General features: G+C 34.2%; 11 protein-coding genes and 1 pseudogene. 6 read left to right on the forward strand and 6 right to left on the reverse strand.

All coding sequences use genetic code 11. The features are described from left to right. Positions 1-69: 69 nt before the first annotated feature. A complete protein-coding gene (locus ASE40_RS04655; protein ID WP_057115637.1) occupies positions 70-2,676 on the reverse strand; it encodes a leucine-rich repeat domain-containing protein in 2,607 nt (868 codons plus the stop codon). Positions 2,677-2,895: 219 nt separating this feature from the next. Here ASE40_RS04655 and ASE40_RS22270 point away from each other — a divergent pair. The 3 genes and pseudogenes from ASE40_RS22270 to ASE40_RS04665 form a co-directional block, all read left to right on the forward strand. Continuing rightward, a pseudogene (locus ASE40_RS22270) lies at positions 2,896-3,006 on the forward strand (MBL fold metallo-hydrolase); the annotation flags it as partial. 306 nt (positions 3,007-3,312) lie between these two features. Continuing rightward, positions 3,313-4,950 (forward strand): S8 family peptidase, encoded by a 1,638-nt coding sequence (locus tag ASE40_RS04660; protein ID WP_057115639.1) that lies wholly within the window; start codon positions 3,313-3,315, stop codon positions 4,948-4,950. A 64-nt stretch (positions 4,951-5,014) separates the two neighbouring features. Then, positions 5,015-6,895 (forward strand): M1 family metallopeptidase, encoded by a 1,881-nt coding sequence (locus ASE40_RS04665; protein WP_057115641.1) that lies wholly within the window; start codon positions 5,015-5,017, stop codon positions 6,893-6,895. 73 nt (positions 6,896-6,968) lie between these two features. Here the strand turns inward: ASE40_RS04665 and ASE40_RS04670 are convergent, their stop codons facing one another. Continuing rightward, positions 6,969-7,907, reverse strand: a complete 939-nt coding sequence (locus ASE40_RS04670) for an L-threonine 3-dehydrogenase (protein ID WP_057115643.1) — start codon at positions 7,905-7,907, stop codon at positions 6,969-6,971. 312 nt (positions 7,908-8,219) lie between these two features. Between ASE40_RS04670 and ASE40_RS04675 the strand changes: the two genes are divergently transcribed. The 3 genes from ASE40_RS04675 to ASE40_RS04685 all read left to right on the forward strand — a co-directional run bounded on the left by ASE40_RS04675 (position 8,220) and on the right by ASE40_RS04685 (position 12,927). Beyond that, positions 8,220-8,828, forward strand: a complete 609-nt coding sequence (locus ASE40_RS04675) for a hypothetical protein (protein WP_057115989.1) — start codon at positions 8,220-8,222, stop codon at positions 8,826-8,828. Then, positions 8,821-12,186, forward strand: a complete 3,366-nt coding sequence (gene mfd, locus ASE40_RS04680; RefSeq protein ID WP_057115646.1) for a transcription-repair coupling factor — start codon at positions 8,821-8,823, stop codon at positions 12,184-12,186. The genes ASE40_RS04675 and mfd overlap by 8 nt, the downstream gene beginning before the upstream one ends. A 186-nt stretch (positions 12,187-12,372) precedes the next feature. Then, complete coding sequence (locus ASE40_RS04685; protein ID WP_057115649.1) at positions 12,373-12,927, forward strand: DUF5683 domain-containing protein; 555 nt, start codon at positions 12,373-12,375, stop codon at positions 12,925-12,927. A 63-nt stretch (positions 12,928-12,990) separates the two neighbouring features. Here ASE40_RS04685 and ASE40_RS04690 read toward each other — a convergent pair whose 3' ends face one another. The 4 genes from ASE40_RS04690 to ASE40_RS04705 all read right to left on the reverse strand — a co-directional run bounded on the left by ASE40_RS04690 (position 12,991) and on the right by ASE40_RS04705 (position 21,147). After that, positions 12,991-16,110 carry an Ig-like domain-containing protein gene (locus ASE40_RS04690; RefSeq protein WP_198530106.1) on the reverse strand — a complete coding sequence of 1,040 codons (3,120 nt, stop codon included), beginning with the start codon at positions 16,108-16,110 and terminating at the stop codon, positions 12,991-12,993. A gap of 248 nt (positions 16,111-16,358) precedes the next feature. Continuing rightward, a complete protein-coding gene (locus ASE40_RS04695) occupies positions 16,359-18,539 on the reverse strand; it encodes a glycoside hydrolase family 97 protein (RefSeq protein WP_082586745.1) in 2,181 nt (726 codons plus the stop codon). Between the two features lie 47 nt (positions 18,540-18,586). Beyond that, a complete protein-coding gene (locus ASE40_RS04700) occupies positions 18,587-19,969 on the reverse strand; it encodes an alpha-amylase family glycosyl hydrolase (RefSeq protein ID WP_057115654.1) in 1,383 nt (460 codons plus the stop codon). 95 nt (positions 19,970-20,064) lie between these two features. Continuing rightward, the gene (locus ASE40_RS04705; protein ID WP_057115657.1) at positions 20,065-21,147 is read right to left on the reverse strand and encodes a SusE domain-containing protein; all 1,083 of its coding nucleotides are present in this window, start codon (positions 21,145-21,147) and stop codon (positions 20,065-20,067) included. Between the last annotated feature and the right edge of the window lie 8 nt (positions 21,148-21,155).

Here is a 21,155-nt window from a genome sequence, read left to right on the forward strand (position 1 = left end):
AATTAAACTATAAAAAAATCCCATTTTCAACTGAATGAAAATGGGATTTTTAATTTTTACGAATAGTGATTATTCTACAATTACTTTTTTCGCAGAAGCAGCATCTCCATTGATTAAATAAACATAATAAACTCCTCTAGGTAAACCAGATAAATCGATCGTATTATTTGTATTTGCATTATTTAAAGTAAAAGATTTTACCAATTGGCCTAATGAATTGTAAACTGTTGCTTTGTCTAATGAAGCATTATCAATAGTTATTTCTCCTTTTGTTGGGTTTGGATGAACTACTACTTTGTCGAAAACAGAATCTTCAACACCTAAAGTAGTACAGTTTGTTGAATAAACGGTTGTTGGGTCTTTTCTTTCTGCCCAGTTTGTATTTGAATAATTTTCATCATCGACCTGAATGCATTTTAATTCTGGGTTGTCTAAAATTGAGATATCGGTCAATAAAGTGTTGTTTCCATTTTTTATATTTAATGAAGTCAATTGATTACTATTGATATTTAACCAATATAATTTTGCATTTAAAGGAAGGTCTAATGTTGTTAATTCGTTTTCATTAAGTATTAAATATTGGAGTAAAGTTTGCGCTTTTAGATTTATATTTTGTAATTTATTTTTAGAAGCTAATATTCCAATCAATTTTGTATTTGAAGAAATATCCAATGTTGCTAATTCGTTGTCACTAAGTGATAAATGTTGTAATAAAGTATTTGTATTAATATTTATATTTTTTAATTTATTTCCAGAAGCATGCAATCCAGTCAATTTTGAATTGGAAGAAACATCTAGTGTTGTTAATTGGTTTTTATTAAGTAATAAAAATTCTAATAAAGTGTTTGCTCTAAGATCTATATTTTTTAACTGACATTCTTCTGCACTTAATGACAGCAGCTTTGTATTTGAGGAAAGGTTTAATGACAGCAATTGATTATCGTCCACATTTAAGTTGACTAATTCTTTAAATGCTTCAATTCCTGTTAAATCGGTAATTTCAGATCCTTTTACATCTAATTCTTTAATAGGTGCAATATTGATAGTTAGCACTTTTCCATCGGGAATTCCAGAATCTAGGCCTAAACTAATTAATTTAGTTTCAAAATTGATATCTGGAATTAATGTAACAGCGTTACAGTCTTTAGTGAGACTCGCAGTGGCATCTTTTGTAATGCTCCAGTTTTTGAAGGCATAAGCTACATCATCAACCAGAATACAGTTCAGATTATTAGAGGCACAGTTTAACGATGTTAATGTAGTGTTATTGGTAAGATCTAAACTAGTTAATAGATTTCGATCACAATTTAATGAAGTTAAATTTAAATTAGAGTATAAATCTAAATTTGTCAATTTATTTGAAGAAATCCATAATGTATTTAATGCTAAATTTTTAGATAAATCAATTGATGTTATTTGATTTTCATTACAATATAAGTTTTTCAACGCCAAATTATTCGATATATCTAGACTCGTGAGGTTATTGTTGTAAAGTCCTAACGTATTTAGTGCTAAATTCTTAGAAACATCAATTGTAATCAATTTATTGGAAGACAAAGACAAATCTTGCAAATCTATATTCCTTGATATATCGATAGTCGTTAATTTATTCTGAGTACATCTCAAATTAATTAATTTTATATTTTTTGAAAGATCTAAAGTGGTAATTTGATTATTAGAACAATCTAGGGTTGTCAAACTGGTAAAATCCTGAATTCCTGTCAAGTCAGCAATTGAATTCCCATAAATATTTAATGTTGTTATTGAAGCAACATTTGAAGTCAAAACTTTTCCGTTAACACCATCTCGGTCAATTCCAAGTGTAATGAGTTTGTTCTCAAAATTGACATCTGGAATTAATGTGTACGCTCCGCAGTCTGTGCTGAAGCTTGTCATGGGATCTTTTACTTGAGACCAGATTTTATTAGCATCTTCTACGTTATCCACCTGAATGCATTCCAGGCGATTACCATAAAATGTGGCATAAGAAGCATTAGGATTGAATAAATAATTGGCTCCGTTTTTTATATTTAAATAAGTTAACAAATTTGAGTGCGCTGTCATCACACTCAGTTTATTATTTTTACTCAGATCGAGACTTTTTAGTAAATTATTATTACACCATAAGCGATCAAGTTTCAAATTAGTGGAGACGTCGAGAATTTTGATGTTATTATATCTACAATCTAAGCCTTCCAGCAATAACTGTTGAGAAACATCTATGCTTGTAAGCTGATTGTGGTTACAGTCAATAATTTTTATTGCTGTATTGTTAGAAAAATCAAGCGATGCTAAGTTATTATTTGCACATTGCAGGCTACTTAAGAGAGGATTATTAGTAAGATTTAATGTTGTTAACAGATTATTACCACACTCTAAATTGGTTAATGCGGTGTTTTGAGATAAGTTTAATTGAGTCAATCTATTATTATTACAATTGAAGTATCTTAACGCAGTAAAATCTTCAATTCCTGTAATGTCAGTAATAGAACTGTTGCTAACATTCAAAAAAGTCAAAGTAGCTACATTGGAAGTCAAAACCTGACCGTCTGGAGCACCTGAATCAATACCCAAGCTGATTAATTTGTTTTCAAAATTAACATCTGAGATAGTAGTATACTGTCCATAAATACAAAAATTTGCCAATAGCAATAATAAGAGTAATTTTATTTTCATAAAAATTTGTTTACAATAATCAGATTTATAAATAAAATAATATTTTATCTGCAAAAATAAATAAAAACGACCATAATTATAAGTTTTTACATGTTAAAATTTAGAATAATTTATTATCTTAAACTGATTAAGTTTTAAAAAAGAATTGATGTTTCAATCTAAAGATACTACGGTCCATTCAATAAGTATCTGATTCAAATTCCATTATATCAACTCATATCATATTATTTGTTTCTGGAACATGATGCACACAACCAAATAATAACAGTTGAACATACGGATAAAGAAGTTCGATTAAAAGAGGTTTTTACCTGCGAGGAGATTTTTTAAGCGGAGGTTTATTTACTAATAGATTAAGTTTTATATTCATTCATTTTTTTAAATATGATTCTCTAAATCATTTAATATAGTTGTAAGCTTTTTTGATAAGTGGACAATTATTCACGTTATTCTTTTTTAATATAGAGTTTTTAATATGTAGATGCTTTACAATGATTTGAATTTTAATTGTTTATGCTAATTTTCATGATGGTAAATTTTAATTAAAATTTCATAACACATTGTTAACAGTTAGTTTTTTGTAACAAAAAAGCATAATTTAGACCCATCTTTTAACTTTACTTATATAATAGATACATGAGTCATATAAAACCTCTTAAATTATCTGCTTTTGCATTACTTGTTTTAGCAGGATGCAGTGCAAGTTTGCAAGCGCAAAAATCAGTGCCAAAACAACCAATTGTTGCTCCTTTAGCAGTTGTTAAAAAAGCACCAGTTAGTGAAAACGAACTAAAAAGATGGAGTCATCTTGATTTAGTAAAAGATTCTATCCCAGGAATGAGTGTTGATAGAGCTTTAACTGAATTGCTTCAAGGTAAAAAAGGCAATAAAGTTATTGTTGGTATTGTAGACTCTGGTGTAGATATCGAACATGAAGATCTGCAGGGAATGATCTGGACTAATGCAAAAGAAATTCCTGGAAACGGAATCGATGATGATAAAAACGGATTTATTGATGATGTTCACGGCTGGAATTTCCTTGGAAATGCTGTTAATGAAAATCTTGAAATGACACGTATTGTCAAAAAAGGAGACGATGGTTCTGCTCAATACAAAGAAGCTTTAGCCCAATACAACGAGAAATACGAAAAAGCTCTAAAAGATAAAGAACAAGTTGATTTTTTATTAGATATTCATAATACTATCAAAAAAGAACTAAATAAGACAGATTATAAAGTTGAGGATTTAGCATCTATTACGTCAACAGATTCAAAAGTTGCTAGAGCAAAAGCAATAATGACTCAAATTTTTACAAATGCTGGTCCAACTTTTAACCCAGAAGCTGATTTTGGAGAATATAAAGAGCAAGTTTACGATCAATTGAATTATAATTTAAATAAAGAATTTGACGGAAGAAAAGTCGTAGGCGATAATCCAGAAGATATTAAAGACAATCATTATGGAAATAATGTTGTTTTTGGTCCAGATAAAGAAAAAGCACTTCACGGAACTCACGTTGCTGGAATCATTGCACAAATCCGTGGAAACAATTTAGGAGGAGACGGAGTTGCTTCGCCAAACGTTGAGATTCTGACTGTGAGAGCTGTTCCAGACGGTGATGAGTATGATAAAGATATCGCTTTAGCAATTCGTTACGCAGTAGATAATGGTGCAAAAGTAATTAACGGAAGTTTCGGAAAAAGCTTTTCTCCTCACAAACAATGGGTTTACGATGCTATTAAATATGCAGCTAAAAAAGACGTTTTAATTGTACATGCTGCAGGAAACGACGGATACAATATTGATGAGACAAAAAATATCAATTATCCAAATGATTCAGAAGACAACGTAAAAGAATTTGCTGATAATGTAATCACAATTGGAGCAATCAATAAAGAATACGGAGAAACGGTTGTTGCACCATTTTCTAACTTCGGAAAAATTAATGTTGACGTATTTGCTCCAGGTGAAGAAATCTACGCAACAGTTCCAAACAATAAATACAAATATTTACAAGGAACTTCAATGGCATCTCCAAATGCAGCGGGTGTTGCGGCTTTAATTCGTTCTTACTACCCAAAATTAAAAGCTGCTCAAGTTAAGAAGATTTTGATGGATTCTGGAGTTGCACTTCCTTCTAAAGTTATTTTGGGAGAAAATCCAAATCCAAATGAAAAACCAGTAGCGGTTTCTTCTGCAGAATCATCAAAAACTGCAAAAATGGTAAATGCTTACAACGCTTTATTAATGGCAGAGAAGATGTCTAAAAAATAAAGAATAACACACTATTAATCTAATGGAAGAGTTCGCGCTCTTCCATTTTCTATTACATATAAACATGCGAAAAATTATTTTACTTTCTTTCCTGAGCTTTGGATTAAACACAGCTTTTGCTCAAAACACCTCATATTGGCAGCAACACGCCGATTACAAAATGGAGGTTTCAATGGATGTAAAAAACTATCAGTATAAAGGAAAACAAGAATTGGTTTACACCAATAATTCTCCTGATACTTTAAGAAAAGTATTCTATCATTTGTTTCCAAATGCTTTTCAGCCAGGAAGTGAAATGGATGCGCGTCTTCATTTTATCAAAGATCCAGACGGAAGAATGGTAAATAAAGTAAAAGGTGCAGACGGAAAAGATGTAAAACAAAGCCGAATTGAAACTTTAAAACCAAATGAAATTGGATTTTTAAAAATCACAAACTTTAAACAGGATGGTACTGCAGCTCAAACAAGAGTTTCAGGAACTATTCTAGAAGTTACTTTGGCTAAACCAATTTTACCAAATTCAAAAACTACCTTCACATTAGATTTTGACGGACAAGTTCCAGTGCAAATTCGTCGTTCGGGAAGAAATAATTCGGAGGGAATTGAACTTTCGATGTCACAATGGTATCCAAAATTAGCAGAATTTGATTTCGAAGGCTGGCACGCAGATCCGTATATTGCGAGAGAATTTCACGGTGTTTGGGGAAATTTTGATGTAAAAATTACAATCGATAAAGAATATACAATTGGAGGTTCTGGATATTTACAAGACAAAAATTCAATTGGACACGGTTACGAAGATGCTGGTGTGACGGTTACTTATCCTAAAAAAGCAAAAACGTTAACTTGGCATTTTATTGCTCCAAATGTTCACGATTTTACATGGGCAGCAGACAAAGAATATGCACATGATATTGTAAAAGGACCAAACGATGTTGATTTGCATTTCTTCTATAAAAACACTCCAAAAGTGGCAGAAAACTGGAAACAATTAGAGCCATTGATGGTAAAAGTAATGGATTATTACAACCAAAGAGTTGGAGCTTATCCGTACAAACAATATTCATTTATTCAAGGTGGAGACGGTGGAATGGAGTATGCAATGTGTACCTTAATGCTAGGAAATGGAAAACTGGAAGGAATTCTTGGGACTGCAACACACGAATTAGGACACTCTTGGTTTCAGCATATTTTAGCTTCAAACGAATCCAAACATCCTTGGATGGATGAAGGTTTTACAACTTATATTGAAGACAGCGCTTTGAACGAATTAAAGGGAGATAAAAAAGAAGTAAATCCATTTAAAGGGAATTATGCTGCTTATTACAGTTTAGTAAATTCTGGAAAAGAACAGCCGCAAAGTACACACGGAGATCGCTATGACGAAAACCGTCCTTACAGTATTTCTTCTTACGTAAAAGGAAGTATTTTTCTTTCTCAATTAGAATATGTAATTGGAAAAGAAAATGTTGATGCTACTTTAAAAAGATATTTCAACGATTTTAAATTCAAACATCCAACTCCAAATGACATCAAAAGAACAGCAGAAAGAGTTTCTGGAGCTGAGCTAGATTGGTATTTAACAGATTGGACGCAAACATTAAATACGATTGATTACGGAATTAAAGACGTTGCTGATAATGCAGGAAAAACAACTGTAACTTTGGAGAGAATTGGAAGAATGCCAATGCCAATCGACTTAAAAGTAGATTATACTGACGGAACCTCTGAGAACTTCTACATTCCGTTAAGAATGATGAATTTTATTAAACCGAATCCAAATCCAAATCAAAAAAGAACTGTTTTAGAAGACTGGGCTTGGGCACAGCAAAACTATAGTTTTACAATCGATAAAAACAAAATTGCAATCAAAAAAATCACTATTGATCCAAGCGGATTAATGGCTGATGTAAAAGCTGCAAACAATGTTTTTGACGTGAAATAATCTTCATTTAAAGAATAAAAAAAGTCCCGTTTAAATTAATAAACGGGACTTTTTATTTTTAGATCATTAAGGTTTAACTCAAATGCTCGATCATATCTTTTGTCATAGATTCCAGATCAAATTTATGATTCCAGTTCCAGTCTTCTCTGGCAGAACTGTCGTCAATACTTGCCGGCCAGCTGTCAGCAATTTTTTGACGGAAATCTGGATTATAAGTGATTTCAAAATCAGGAATATGTTTCTTAATCTCATTTGCAATTTCTGTCGGAGTAAAACTCATTGCAGCCAAATTATAAGAAGAATGTATTTTAATCTGCTCAGCAGGAGCTTTCATAATATTAATCGTTGCATCAATAGCGTCATCCATATACATCATCGGCATTTTGGTTTCAGACGATAAAAAGCATTCGTATTTTTTATCAGCAATCGCTTTGTAAAAAATATCAACAGCATAATCTGTAGTTCCGCCGCCTGGAGGAGTAGACCAGCTGATTAAACCAGGATAACGAATACTTCGAACATCAACACCATAAATATTATGATAATACTCGCACCATCTTTCTCCAGCTTGCTTGCTGATTCCGTAAACTGTTGAAGGTTCCATTACAGTATATTGTGGAGTGTTTTCTTTTGGAGTCGTTGGTCCGAAAACTGCAATACTCGAAGGCCAGAAAATTTTCTGAATCTTTTTTGCTTTCGCTAAATTCAAAACATGAAAAAGCGAATTCATATTCAAATCCCATGCAAATGCTGGATTTTTTTCAGCAGTAGCAGATAAAAGTGCCGCCATTAAATAGATATCAGTAATTTGATGAACTTCTACCAAATGTTCAATTTGATTAAAATCTAAAGCATTGACCACTTCAAAAGGTCCCGAATTAACAACATCAGTATTTAATTTTCGAATATCAGAAGCGATTACATTTTCGGTTCCGTATAATTTGCGCAGTTTTTGCGTCAGCTCTGTTCCAATCTGACCGCAGGCACCAATGATCAATATTTTAGGATTCATTTTTCGATGATTTTTAGAGATACAAATATAACGTTTTCGCAATTACTTGCGCTTTTTTGAAGAATAAATTATAAATTCAACAATTAAAAAGTTTGTTTGTTGGATAATTCTCTTTTACAAGGGTGTGTCTTTGTGCCTTTCAAAAATCTATGTAAAAGATCATTTCTATTGATAATAAAACCAAAGAAAATTATTTTAAATCTGCATAATCTGTCGTAAAAAAAAGATAGTAATTTATGTGAATCAAAGGCAAAAATCAGAATTCGTAATTGTAAATTTACTTTGTAACTTTGTAGCTTAATGTTTTACCAAATGAAATATAAGATATCTCTTTTTCTGCTTTTTGTTTTTGTGTTGAATTCATGTCAAAATCAAGATGAAAAACGTCTTGCTGAAAATGAAAAAGAAGCAAAAAAGAAAGAAGCTATTTTTAATAATATAAATAAAGGCTGGACGTTTATTGATGAACCGATCAATGAAATCTCAGAACAAAAATTAAATTCTTGGACAGAATGGCGAGAGTTTATGAAAGAGATTGGAGATAAGCCAAGAAAAACAATTGGAGCATTTCAGAAAAAATCGGCTGCTATTTCTAAAAAAGCAATGGCTTTAAATAACAATATTCCGGCAGAATTTAATGTACCTCAAATAAAAAGCCGTATTTCTATTTTAATTACCAAAATAAAAATGATGGATTTATTTATTCATTTAAATAAAGTTCCAGATGATAAAGTGGTTTTTTTGATACAAGAAATCAACAAAGAATTGATTTCGCTGGAAAGACAAATGGATAAAATTGTCGAAAAAGCCAAAATTCCGAAAGAAGAAGGAGAAGCAGATTTCCTTAGAATGTTAGACACCACGCGTGCGATACCGAGTTCTACGCCGCCATTAGATCAAAATAAACCTAGAATTGAGTAAAAACGCACTATATACGATATACGACAATCTGCCAAAAGCACAACAGATTGCATCAAATTTACTGGAAGGAAATCAGATAAAAATGCATCTCAGCGGATTGCTGGGATCTGCAGTTTCATTTGTTGTCCGCTCTGTTTTTAAAAAAACCGAACTTCCTTTTTTAATTGTTTTAGACAATAAAGAAGAGGCTGCGTATTACCTAAACGATTTAGAGCAGATGATTGGCGAGCAGGATGTATTGTTTTATCCCGCTTCATTCCGTCGTCCCTATCAAGTTGATGAAACAGACAATGCAAATGTTTTGCTTCGCGCTGAGGTTTTAAACCGAATAAATTCCCGAAAAAAACCGGCCATAATTGTTACGTATCCAGAAGCACTTTTTGAGAAAGTAGTGACGCGCCAGCAATTGGATAAAAACACTTTAAAAGTTTCTTTAAACGATAAAATTTCAATTGATTTCATTAATGAAGTTTTATTTGAATATGAATTCAAAAGAGTCGATTTTATTACAGAACCGGGAGAATTTTCGGTTCGTGGAGGTATTGTCGATGTATTCTCATTTTCAAATGATCATCCGTATCGAATTGAATTTTTCGGAAATGAAGTAGACAGCATCAGAAGTTTTGATGTAGAAACACAATTATCTGTTGAAACGCATAAAAAAATCACCATTATTCCGAATGTCGAAAACAAGATATTTCAGGAAAACCGTGAAAGCTTTTTAGATTATATTGCTGAGAAAACAGTACTTTTTATTCAAAATACTGATGGACTTTTTAGTCAGTTAGACAAACAATTTGCAAGGGCAGAAGAAGCTTTTTCGAAACTTTCGGGAGAAATAAAACATGCCGAACCAGAACAATTATTTTTAAATCAGGCTTCGTTTATCAAACGAGCTTTAGATTTTTCGATAGTAGAATTGGCTTCAAAACCAATTTTTAAAACCACTAAAAAATTCGAATTTCATATTCAGCCTCAGCCCTCGTTCAACAAACAATTTGATTTATTGCTGAATAATTTGAGTGATAATCATTTTAACGGATACAAAAATTATTTGTTCTGTTCGAATGAGACGCAGGCCAAACGTTTTCATGATATTTTTGAATCGCTGGACGAAGCTAATTCTGAGAATATCAGAAAACAATACAACACTATTGTACTGCCTTTATACCAAGGTTTTATTGATGAAGAAAATCAGATAACGGCTTATACCGATCACCAGATTTTTGAACGTTATCATAAATTCAACATTAAAAACGGTTATTCTAAAAAGCAGAATATTACGCTTAAGGAATTAACAGCACTTTCTGTTGGTGATTATGTAACACACATCGATCATGGAATTGGGAAGTTTGGCGGTTTACAGAAAATTCAAGTAGAAGGCAAAACGCAAGAAGCCATAAAATTGGTTTATGCCGATAATGATATCGTGTACGTGAGCATTCACTCGCTGCATAAAATTTCGAAATATAACGGAAAAGACGGCACACCGCCGAAAATCTACAAATTAGGATCGAACGCCTGGAAAGTTTTAAAACAAAAAACCAAAGCGCGTGTCAAACATATTGCATTCAATTTAATTCAGTTGTATGCAAAACGTCGTTTAGAAAAAGGTTTCCAGTTTGCGCCGGACAGTTATTTGCAAAACGAATTAGAAAGTTCGTTTATTTATGAAGATACGCCAGATCAAACTAAATCGACACAAGAAGTAAAAGCCGACATGGAAAGCGATCGCCCAATGGATCGTTTGGTTTGCGGTGATGTTGGTTTCGGAAAAACAGAGGTTGCGATTCGTGCTGCTTTTAAAGCGGTTGATAATAGCAAACAAGTTGCCGTTTTGGTTCCGACGACTATTTTGGCTTATCAGCATTATAGAACTTTTTCGGAACGATTGAAAGATATGCCAGTTTCTATTGGTTATTTAAACCGATTTAGAACGGCAAAACAAAAAGCACAAACTTTAAAAGATTTAGCCGAAGGTAAATTGGATATTGTAATTGGAACGCATCAATTGGTCAACAAAAATGTAGTTTTTAAAGACTTAGGTTTGTTGATTGTTGATGAGGAACAAAAGTTTGGAGTTAACGTAAAAGATAAATTAAAAACTATTGCAGCAAATGTTGATACGTTGACATTAACAGCAACGCCAATTCCGAGAACTTTACAATTCTCTTTAATGGCGGCGAGAGATTTGTCTGTAATTACAACGCCTCCGCCAAATCGTTATCCTATTGAAACGAATGTTGTTGGTTTTAATGAAGAGATCATTCGTGATGCGATTTCGTATGAAATCCAGCGAAACGGACAGGTTTTCTTTATCAATAATAGAATCGAAAATATAAAAGAAGTGGCAGGAATGATTCAGCGTTTGGTTCCAAACGCAAGAGTCGGAATTGGCCACGGACAAATGGACGGTGCAAAACTCGAAGAATTGATGTTAGGTTTCATGAATGGAGAATTCGACGTTTTGGTGGCAACGACAATCATCGAAAGTGGTTTGGACGTTCCAAATGCCAATACGATTTTCATTAATAACGCCAACAATTTCGGATTATCAGATTTACATCAAATGCGCGGGCGTGTTGGACGAAGCAACAAAAAAGCATTCTGTTATTTCATCTGCCCACCATATTCATCTATGACGGAAGATGCAAGAAAACGTATTCAGGCTTTGGAGCAATTCAGCGAATTAGGAAGCGGTTTCAACATAGCCATGAAAGATCTTGAAATTCGTGGTGCAGGAGATTTATTGGGCGGAGAACAAAGCGGTTTCATAAACGAAATTGGTTTTGATACGTACCAAAAAATCATGAATGAAGCAATTGAAGAATTGAAAGAAAACGAATTCAAAGATTTGTATCCAGAAGAAAATAATATTGATACTAAGGAATATGTAAAAGACATTCAAATCGATGCCGATTTTGAGTTATTATTTCCAGATGAATATATCAATAACGTTTCGGAACGTTTGGTTTTATACAACGAATTAGGCGCTATAAAAGACGAAGCTGGTTTACAGGAATTCGAAAGAAAGCTAATTGACCGTTTCGGACCTTTGCCAAAACAAGCAACTGCCTTACTAAACAGCATCCGTATAAAATGGATTGCAACTCGTGTTGGAATCGAGAAATTAGTCTTGAAACAAGGCAAAATGATTGGTTATTTTGTTTCAGACCAGCAATCTGATTACTATCAGTCGGTGAAGTTTAGAAATGTTTTAAATTTTGTTCAGAAGCATAGTAATCTTTGCAAAATGAAAGAAAAACAAACCGTAAACGGATTACGTTTATTATTGACTTTTGAAAATGTGAAATCTATCAAACGTGCTTTGGAGTTGATGGAGTTGTTTGAGGAATAGTATAGAATAAAGTGTTGCCACGAATTACACGAATTAGCACGAAATAATTTAAAGCTTGAAAAATAAAAATTAGTCCTGATTTTTGTGATTCGTGGTAAATAACATTAAGTTTTATTTATCTTTTATTTAAGAAAAACCTTAGAACTAAAAAGTTTTCTTTGATCAAATTTTCAAAGACAACTTTATATGCAGAATCAATTCATCCTCCTATTTTTATTTTTTGGATTAACTTCTCTTTTTGCTCAGGAAAAAACTAAAATTGTCTTAAATGACACTCTTAGATCAGAAACAATTGATCCGCTTCGTCCCGCAAAAGCAGCATTTTATTCAGCTATTTTACCAGGTTTAGGTCAGGTTTACAATAAAAAATACTGGAAAGTTCCTTTAGTTTATGGAGCAATCGGCACAAGCGCTTATTTATATATCGACAATCAAAAAAAGTACAATATATACAGAGATGAATATAAAAGCAGATTGGAAGGAAATACGAGTAACTCAGATTATTTAGCTGGATTAAGTGAAAGTCAATTGATTTCTGCTCAGAAACAATTTCAAAGGAACAGAGATTTATCAGCCCTATTTATAGTTGGTTTTTACGTTTTGAATATTATTGATGCTAATATCGATGCGGCATTATCGCAGTTTAATGTAAGCGAGAAATTAGCATTTAAACCTTCCGTAATCAATAATGATATTACATTAAATAATAATTTTGGGTTTGCTTTAAATTATTCTTTTTAAAAAAAATCGCCGCGAATTCACAAATTAGGTTAAATTAAATTCGTGAATTCGCGGCGAAAAAAATTATTTAACAATTAGTTTTTTAGTTACATTAAAATCTTTAGAAATAATGTTTACAATGTAAATGCCTGAAGATAAATGATGATTAACTTGTCCTGAAGAAGAAAGTTTTTCGGTTAAAAGACTTCTTCCATTCAAATCAGAAACGAAAATTTCGGCAGTATCGCCATTTGCTAATTCTGGCATTAGAATATGAAATTCATTGTTTATTGCAGGATTTGGATAAATACCAATTACAGGTTCTGCTGTTGAAACTTCTTCAACATTTAGTGCCATTTTTGATGTACCAACAGTAGTTGGTTCCAACTGCCATTGTGCGCTCAACCAGCCGTCTTGTGAATTTCCATATTGAGCAGATCCTGTTTGATTTTCAACATGAATAATATTTCCTGTCTGCCATCTATTTCTTAATCTTACCCAGGTTCCGTCAATATAATCGCTTGACCATTGTGCACTCCAGAAAGTAGTATCTGTTATATTACATTGAACAGTTCCTGTTTGACCTTCAATATTAATTAACTCTCCAGTTGCTGCATTTTTAAGAACGAAATAAGTGGCATCAATAGCGATTTTCTGCCATTTGTAGTTGTTTCCAGAAACCGTTGTTCCGTAGCCAACATTTGTCCCGGCATCAGATAAATAAGCTCCTGTCCATCTGTTTTTAATTGTATAATATGTTCCTCCCGTAGAAGTTGTAGAAACTGTTACGACACAAGTACTCGTTTTATTTCCGTCAACAGTTGTAACGGTAATTGTAGCTGTTCCATTTGCTACAGCAGTTACTAATCCGGAACTATTTACTGTTGCCACAGCAGTATTGTTTGAACTGTAAGTTACGGCTTTGTTTGTCGCTGTTGATGGCGAAACTGTTGGCGTTAATTGCTGTGTTGCACCAACCGATAAAGCCGCAGTGGTTGGAGATAAAGTTACACTTGTAACGGCAACGCCCGTTCCTGGATTAGAATCGTACCAAGTGTTGTTCATATACCAGCCGGTTTTGTTTCTGCTTAAATCGGCAGTTTGATTGGTTCCGTCGTTGAAAATTAAATTTGTTGAGGTTACATTGGTAAATGTATAACTGTACCATCCGCTTCCTGCATCGCTCATGTTTACGCCCGGCCAGGTTGCATTTGCTAAAACTCCTGTTGGTAAAGCACTCCAATAATAGATTTTAATTCCAGTTCCCCAGTTTGATGGTTTATAGAAATAAACCGTAAAATTCGTATTCGGATTTACTGTAATTGTTGCAGACGCTGTTTTATTTCCGTCTTGTGTTGTTGCTGTAATCGTTGCTGTTCCTGCAGCAACTGCCGTTACAAGTCCGCTTGAGTTTACCGTTGCAATTGCGTTGTTGCTGGAACTCCATGTTACATTTTTGTTCGTGGCATTTGCTGGAGAAATTGTCGCCGAAAGCTGTTGTGTATTTCCAGCATACAGACTTGCAGAAGTTGGGGAAACTGCCACAGAAGAAACTGGAATTGCAGCAACAGTTATAGCAGAAGTAGCCGTTTTGTTTCCGTCAACTGTTTTAACTGTAATAGTTGCTGTTCCTGCTGCAACGGCTGTAACCAATCCAGATGCATTTACAGTAGCAACTGCAGTATTGCTGGATGTCCAGGTTACGTTTTGGTTTGTGGCATTTGCAGGAGCTATCGTTGCATTTAACTGCTGTGTTGTGCCTAAACCAACAGTTACCGTTGTCGGACTAACTGAAACTCCAGTTACGGCCACAACAGGCGCATTGGTATTCGTTAAAACCAAATATTCAAAAGCAGCAAATGTTCTTGTCGCGCCTGTTGTTAAAGTTACAGAGGCATTGTTATTATATGGATTTACATAAGTTCCTGCTAAAGCCGCTGGGATTACATACGATTTTGAGGCATTTCTCAAATTCGACATTACGATTACTTTTTCTGTACCTAATGTTTTAGTGAAAATACTGATATCATCATTTGCATACATGGTTAAATCACCACGTCTGATGGCAGCACTAGTAGTTCTGAAATTTAAGATTTTGGCGAAATCTGCGGCAGCTGTCGGGTTTTGAGACCAGTTGAATTTGAAGTTTGTCCACGGCCAATCTGTTTTGGGTTCGTAGTCGATTTCCTGTCCGCTCATTAAAAAGGGAACACCTTTCATATATGCCGAAACTAAGAAGTTCGCAACAATTCCGTTATGATTTTTGAAGGCTACGAACGGTCTTCTTACGCCATCATCATTGGTGTACGTATCATGGTTACCAGTATATCGAACTATTTGCTGATTTCCGGTTGCTTTAGCATATTCATAAGTAGATTGGTCTTGAAGTCTTTGAGAAACTGGTCCTCCATTAGCAATATCATATAAACCGCTGTGAAACCATCTGTCGCCATAATTCATGTCGAAACCAACCTGAAAATTTTCTTGTCTGTCTCCTTCGGCTAACATTAATAAATTATGAGAAGAAATACTTCGAAGATTTGAGTTGACTTCAGACCAGAAATCTAAAGGAGGATTATTAGCATAATCGCAGCGATAACCATCAATGTTAGCAGCGAAAATCCAGTAACGCATAGCATCTTTGATAGCATCTCGTGTAGCCGAACTATTAAGGTCAAGCGCAGCAATATCGGAGAAGTTTCCTAATTGCTGAATCGTTGTTCCAGTTCGCTTATAATATTCTGGATGAGAAGTTGTCCATCCATGATCCCATGAAGTTCCATTGATAGCAATATCTAGAATTACGGCCATTCCGCGGCTGTGTGCGCCATCAACTAAAGTTCTTAAATCTGCAAGCGAACCATATTCTGATCCTACGGCTTTAAAATCTTTAATACAATAAGGCGAAGCCGAACTTCGGGAATCTGTTCCATGCGGGTAAATCGGCATTAAATAAATAACATTTGTGCCGAGTGCTTTTATATTGTCTAATCGGGCGGTTACTCCTGCTAAATTTCCGTTAGCACTAAACGGACGTATATGTACTTGATACATATTGACATCTCTCGGATCAGGCACACCGGCAAAAGGTGTTCCGTATTGCGGAGGATCCTGCGCATAAACGGAGCTTGCAAATAATAATAATAGAAAGCAAACTAATGCTTTGGTAATATGAAATAATCTAGTGGTAATTTTGATTTTCATAATAATAGTTTTTTGAATGCTTGTCGGCATTTCTAACTAAAATTCATTCTCACTCGCATTGTTTTTAAATTCGACAAACATTTTGTGGTTAATAGTTTTCAAGTAGTAAATTTTTTAATTTTTTGCTCATTAATGAGCATAAGTTTCTGCCACGAATTTCACGAATTAGCACAAATTTAATCTGCAGCTAATTCTCGTGTCAATTCGTGAAATTTGTGGCAAAAAACTTAGAACCTAAGTTTCTTAAATTATAACTTTTTCAATCCTTTTAATTCTGTAGAATTTCCTTCTTTGATGCTGATAGCTGTACCTCCGCCTGGAGCTAAATATTGCTTCAGTTTGCTTTTTGAGTTTACGATAACTTTAGTAACGGTATATTTCTGAGGATTTACATTCCAGTTGGCTTCTTTAGCATCAGCATAAATTGTGGCGATGAAATTTTTTCCAGCGGGTAAATAGTCAAATGAAATGCTGGCAGTTCTTGCATTTTCATCTGTAATACCACCAATAAACCACTCGTTTTTGCCTTTTGCTTTACGCGCAATTGTAATGTAATCTCCAGGTTCAGCTTCTAGAATATAACTATTGTCCCAATCTACAGCAACATCTTTAATGAACTGAAATGCATCTGGAAAACGCTCATAATTCCCCGGAATATCTGCTGCCATTTGCAACGGACTGTACATAGTTACATAGTATGCCAATTGTTTTACCAAAGTGGTATTAACACGCTGTGAACTTCCTGTTCCGTAATAAGAAAGATCGGTTTGAAAAATTCCAGGTGTATAATCCATTGGACCTCCAATTAATCTTGTAAATGGTAAAATCGTAGTATGATCTGGCGCTAAACCTCCCATAGATTCAAACTCCGTTCCGCGAGCAGATTCTTGAGCAATCCAGTTTGGAAAAGTTCGGTGTAAACCTGTTGGACGAACGGCTTCGTGACTGTCAATCATAATTTTATAATCAGCTGCACGTTTGGCTACATTGATGTAATGATTGACCATCCATTGACCATCATGGTGTTCGCCACGCGGAATAATTTTTCCAACATAACCGGTTTTTACAGCGTCATAACCGTTGTCATTCATAAATTGAAAAGCACGATCTAAACGTCTTTCGTAATTGGTTGCCGATCCTGAAGTTTCGTGGTGCATGATAATTTTCACTCCTTTTGAAGCTGCATATTCATGAACTGCTTTTACATCAAAATCTGGATATGCCGTTACGTAATCAAAAACTTCTTCTTTCCAGTTGCCAATCCAGTCTTCCCAGCCAATGTTCCAGCCTTCGATAAGGATGGCATCGAAACCATTTTTAGATGCAAAATCAATATATTCTTTGGCACGTTCTGTTGTAGCACCGTGTTTTCCGTTTGGAGTAAGTTTCGTAAAATCATCTGTTAATTTCACATTGTTTTCTTTTCCAAAAGCCCACGTACTTTTTCCGGCTACGAAATATTCCCACCAAATTCCAATGTATTTTACGGGTTTAATCCACGAAACATCTTTATAACTTGTTGGTTCGTTCAAATTCAAAATTAATTTTGAAGCTAAAATATCTGTTGCTTTATCGCTTACTACAATAGTTCTCCAAGGCGATTGTGCATCTGTCTGCATATAACCTTTTGCGCCAACCGCATCTGGTGCTAAATGACTGATCATTTTGTTGTTTACTGCATCAACTTCAAGGTACATTGCCGGATAATTGATTAATCCAGCTTCGTGAATGTTGATGTACAAACCATCATCAGATTTCATCATTGACGGCGTTTGAACAGAAAGCTCTTTTATGGGCCACTGCGAATTGATTTCGATCGTCGCCTTTTTCATCAACGAAGGAATCTCTGAAATTTTTGAGGTTGTATACGCATATTCGTTGGTATCATAATCTCCTGGAATCCAGAAAATTTTATGATTTCCAGCCAAATTAAATTGAGAACGTTCTTCTTTTATTACAAAATAACTTAGATCATTTTGTTTCGGAAATTCATATCTAAATCCCAATCCGTCGTTAAATAAACGGAAACGGATGCGAATAAATCTATTGTTGTTTTTTGCCTGAGCTAAAGTGACAACCAATTCGTTGTAATGATTGCGAATTGTTTTTTCTTCGCCTAAAACTGGATTCCAATTTTCATCAACAGAAGATTGTGCTGTATTTGTAATGGTAAAACCATCCAAAAACGAAGGCAGGTTTTGCAGTTCTAAGCCCAAAGAACTTGGTTTTATAACTGCTTTTTGTTTATATGATAATTGGTAAGACGGAACACCGCCTTCTTTTAATTCAAATTTTAAAGAAAGATTTTTGTCTGGCGAAGTTATTTCTTGTGCGTGAATCCATAATGTGTGGACAAGAAGAAAAAATAAAAACGCTGTTTTTTTGCTCAAACAAATTTGAAGCAATGATTTTTGGGATTGAAAATTCATGTTATTAAGTTTTTTGCAAATTTAGGTTTTAAAGCTGCATAAGAATATTAATTTTTCAATACTAAATATTGAAAGGGTTGAAGTGTTATTTCAGAACCTACAGTTACGGCAGCTCCAGTAAAAGCGTCTTTCCAGTTTCCTTTTAAAGTATTTGGAATAAGATGTTTTACTGTTGAATTGGTTAAGTTAGAAAGTACAAAAACTTTTTCTGCATCTTTTTCCATCGTAAATGCACTTACGGCATCGCTGCTGTAACCTGTAAATGTACCTTTTTTAATGGCATTACTTGTATTTCTAAAGGCAATGATTTTTTTGTATTCTGCCAGCATTTCAGTATCAGCAGTACTCCAGTCGATTGGTGTTTTGGCAAAATAATTTAATCTTTTATCGTAACCAATTTCCTGACCATTATAAATCATTGGAACAGATTTTAAATAAGCAGCTACGACAAAAGTTGCAATTGATCCTTTTTTACCTCCAAAAAGTTCTAATGGAGTTCCATCTGAAAGATTTACGTCATGGTTGCTTGTGTAACGAACAACTCTATTTTCTGGATTGTAATTATTTGCATATTCAGTTGCATTCGAATCCTGAATAGTTGTAGCAGGTTTGTTGTTTTTGAAAAGCTGTTCTAACGTTCTGAAGAAATTGAATCCAAACGTATAATCAAAACCTGATGCGAAATGATTTACTTTAGAACCTTCGGCAAGCATTAAAATGGTTTGATTTTTCTTGATTTTTCTCAATTTTGAAATAGCATCAGACCAGAAATCTTGAGGAACAAAATCAGCATAATCGCATCTGAATCCATCAATATTTGCGTTGTAAACCCAGTATGACATGGCGTCGATCATCGCATCTTTCATTTCAGTACTATTAAAATTTAATTGAGCAACATCATTGTAATTTGTTCCTGGCGGAATAATAATGTTTCCGCTTGCATCTTTTTGGTACCAGTCTGGATGTTGTGTAATCCAAGTATTATCCCAAGCAGTATGATTGGCAACCCAGTCTAAAACAACTGCCATGTTTTTTTTATGCGCTTCTTCGACTAAAGTCTGCAAATCTTGTAACGTTCCGAAATCTGGATTTACGGCCTTATAATCTTTTACCGCGTAAGGAGATCCTAATTCGCCTGAAGCTCTTTCTTTTCCAACAGGATAAATAGGCATTAAATAAATAACATTTGCTCCCAGTTCCTGAATTTGTGTCAATCTGTCCTGAACGCCTTTTAATGTTCCTGCCTGACTAAAGGCACGAATATTTACCTGATAGATTATAGCATCTTCTTTCTTTGGCATTTTTTCAAAAGGAGCTCCATATTGTGTATATGAAGATTCTGGTGTTTTTGTATCGTCGTCAGATGAACTGCACGAAACAAATGCCAATGTAAGCAGTAATGCGTACACGATTTTTATGTTAAATTTCATGATTTTACTTTTTATATTTTAAATGGTTGAGAAGTAACCTGCCTTTCGAAGTAAAAAGACAGGTAAACTCAAACCAAACTAAACTTAATTTTTATCTATTTTTTTGTGATTGTATAAGTTGCTGTTGGAGGATATCCAGTAGTTGCAGGATCAACATCGTTTATTTTGAATGTGATTTCATACGTACCGCCTTCGCCAACATAATGAGCGCCTGGATCATCTAAATACACAATTCCATCTGTTGTATTCTTAGGTCCGTAATTGATTGTCCAGTTATTATTTAATCTGAATTTTACATTTCCTGGAACCAAAACTGCGGTTATTTTCCATGTTTTTGTCTGGTAATCATAATTCATTGGTGTACTGTTATCCCAGCCTCCAGAAGTTCCATCACCAACAATACCCCAAGAGTAAGGTGTAGCTGTCCATTTTAAAGTATTTAGATTTACTTTAACCTGATACGAACCTTCGCCCGGAAGCGCAAAATCTTTCGTACTCATGTTTTGTAGGTCGCTGTTAGTAGCACCTGCACCATAGTACTGTTCCCAATTTCTTCCCTGATTTAATTTAAATACAGGGCCATAACCTGGTTGTACCGTAACATAACCTTGATAAACACCTTTTGCGATAGCCGTTAAAGCAAGAGCAGTGTCTACATTCCATTCTCCCTGATAGGCTCCAGGCATATAAATTTCGCCGAAAACAACACTTTTTTCATAAGGAGTAACAGTCAAAGTAACTGGATCTGAATAGACTTTGCGATCCATTGTTGCTTCTACGCGAACGACTAATTTTCCTTGAGTATCAATTGGAAGTCCTAAATCGACAGCAATTTTATTTAGATCCTGACCAATTAAAGTTTTGCTTAAAACATCGGTGCCAACTTCAATTCGTTTTGCTTTTAACCAAGCGTTAGAGCCGCTTGTATCTCCAACTAAATCAAATTGAAGGGCGTAAGTTACTGGAGCTTCAATAGGAAAAGAAACGGATGGCCAAGAAACTAGTAATGCCTGATCTTCTGCAGTGTCTTCTGTTAATACTATTGTATTGGATGAAACGCTGATTTCTGATGGAAAACTAACAGATTTTAATGTTGTTAATTCGGCGTCGCTTTCGCAGGATGAACCCAAGAAAAGCAAGCTGCCTAATATGAATATTTTATTGATATATTTTTTCATGATAGTCT

The organism is Flavobacterium sp. Root935 (assembly GCF_001429295.1).
Classification (GTDB): Bacteria; Bacteroidota; Bacteroidia; order Flavobacteriales; family Flavobacteriaceae; genus Flavobacterium.

Bases quoted from the DNA above. Each gene is read 5' to 3' on its own strand.
- ASE40_RS04655 (WP_057115637.1), bottom strand. From the start codon at position 2,676: ATGAAAATAAAATTACTCTTATTATTGCTATTGGCAAATTTTTGTATT.
- ASE40_RS04660 (WP_057115639.1), top strand. From the start codon at position 3,313: ATGAGTCATATAAAACCTCTTAAATTATCTGCTTTTGCATTACTTGTT.
- ASE40_RS04665 (WP_057115641.1), top strand. From the start codon at position 5,015: ATGCGAAAAATTATTTTACTTTCTTTCCTGAGCTTTGGATTAAACACA.
- ASE40_RS04670 (WP_057115643.1), bottom strand. From the start codon at position 7,907: ATGAATCCTAAAATATTGATCATTGGTGCCTGCGGTCAGATTGGAACA.
- ASE40_RS04675 (WP_057115989.1), top strand. From the start codon at position 8,220: ATGAAATATAAGATATCTCTTTTTCTGCTTTTTGTTTTTGTGTTGAAT.
- ASE40_RS04685 (WP_057115649.1), top strand. From the start codon at position 12,373: ATGCAGAATCAATTCATCCTCCTATTTTTATTTTTTGGATTAACTTCT.
- ASE40_RS04690 (WP_198530106.1), bottom strand. From the start codon at position 16,110: ATGAAAATCAAAATTACCACTAGATTATTTCATATTACCAAAGCATTA.
- ASE40_RS04695 (WP_082586745.1), bottom strand. From the start codon at position 18,539: ATGAATTTTCAATCCCAAAAATCATTGCTTCAAATTTGTTTGAGCAAA.
- ASE40_RS04700 (WP_057115654.1), bottom strand. From the start codon at position 19,969: ATGAAATTTAACATAAAAATCGTGTACGCATTACTGCTTACATTGGCA.
- ASE40_RS04705 (WP_057115657.1), bottom strand. From the start codon at position 21,147: ATGAAAAAATATATCAATAAAATATTCATATTAGGCAGCTTGCTTTTC.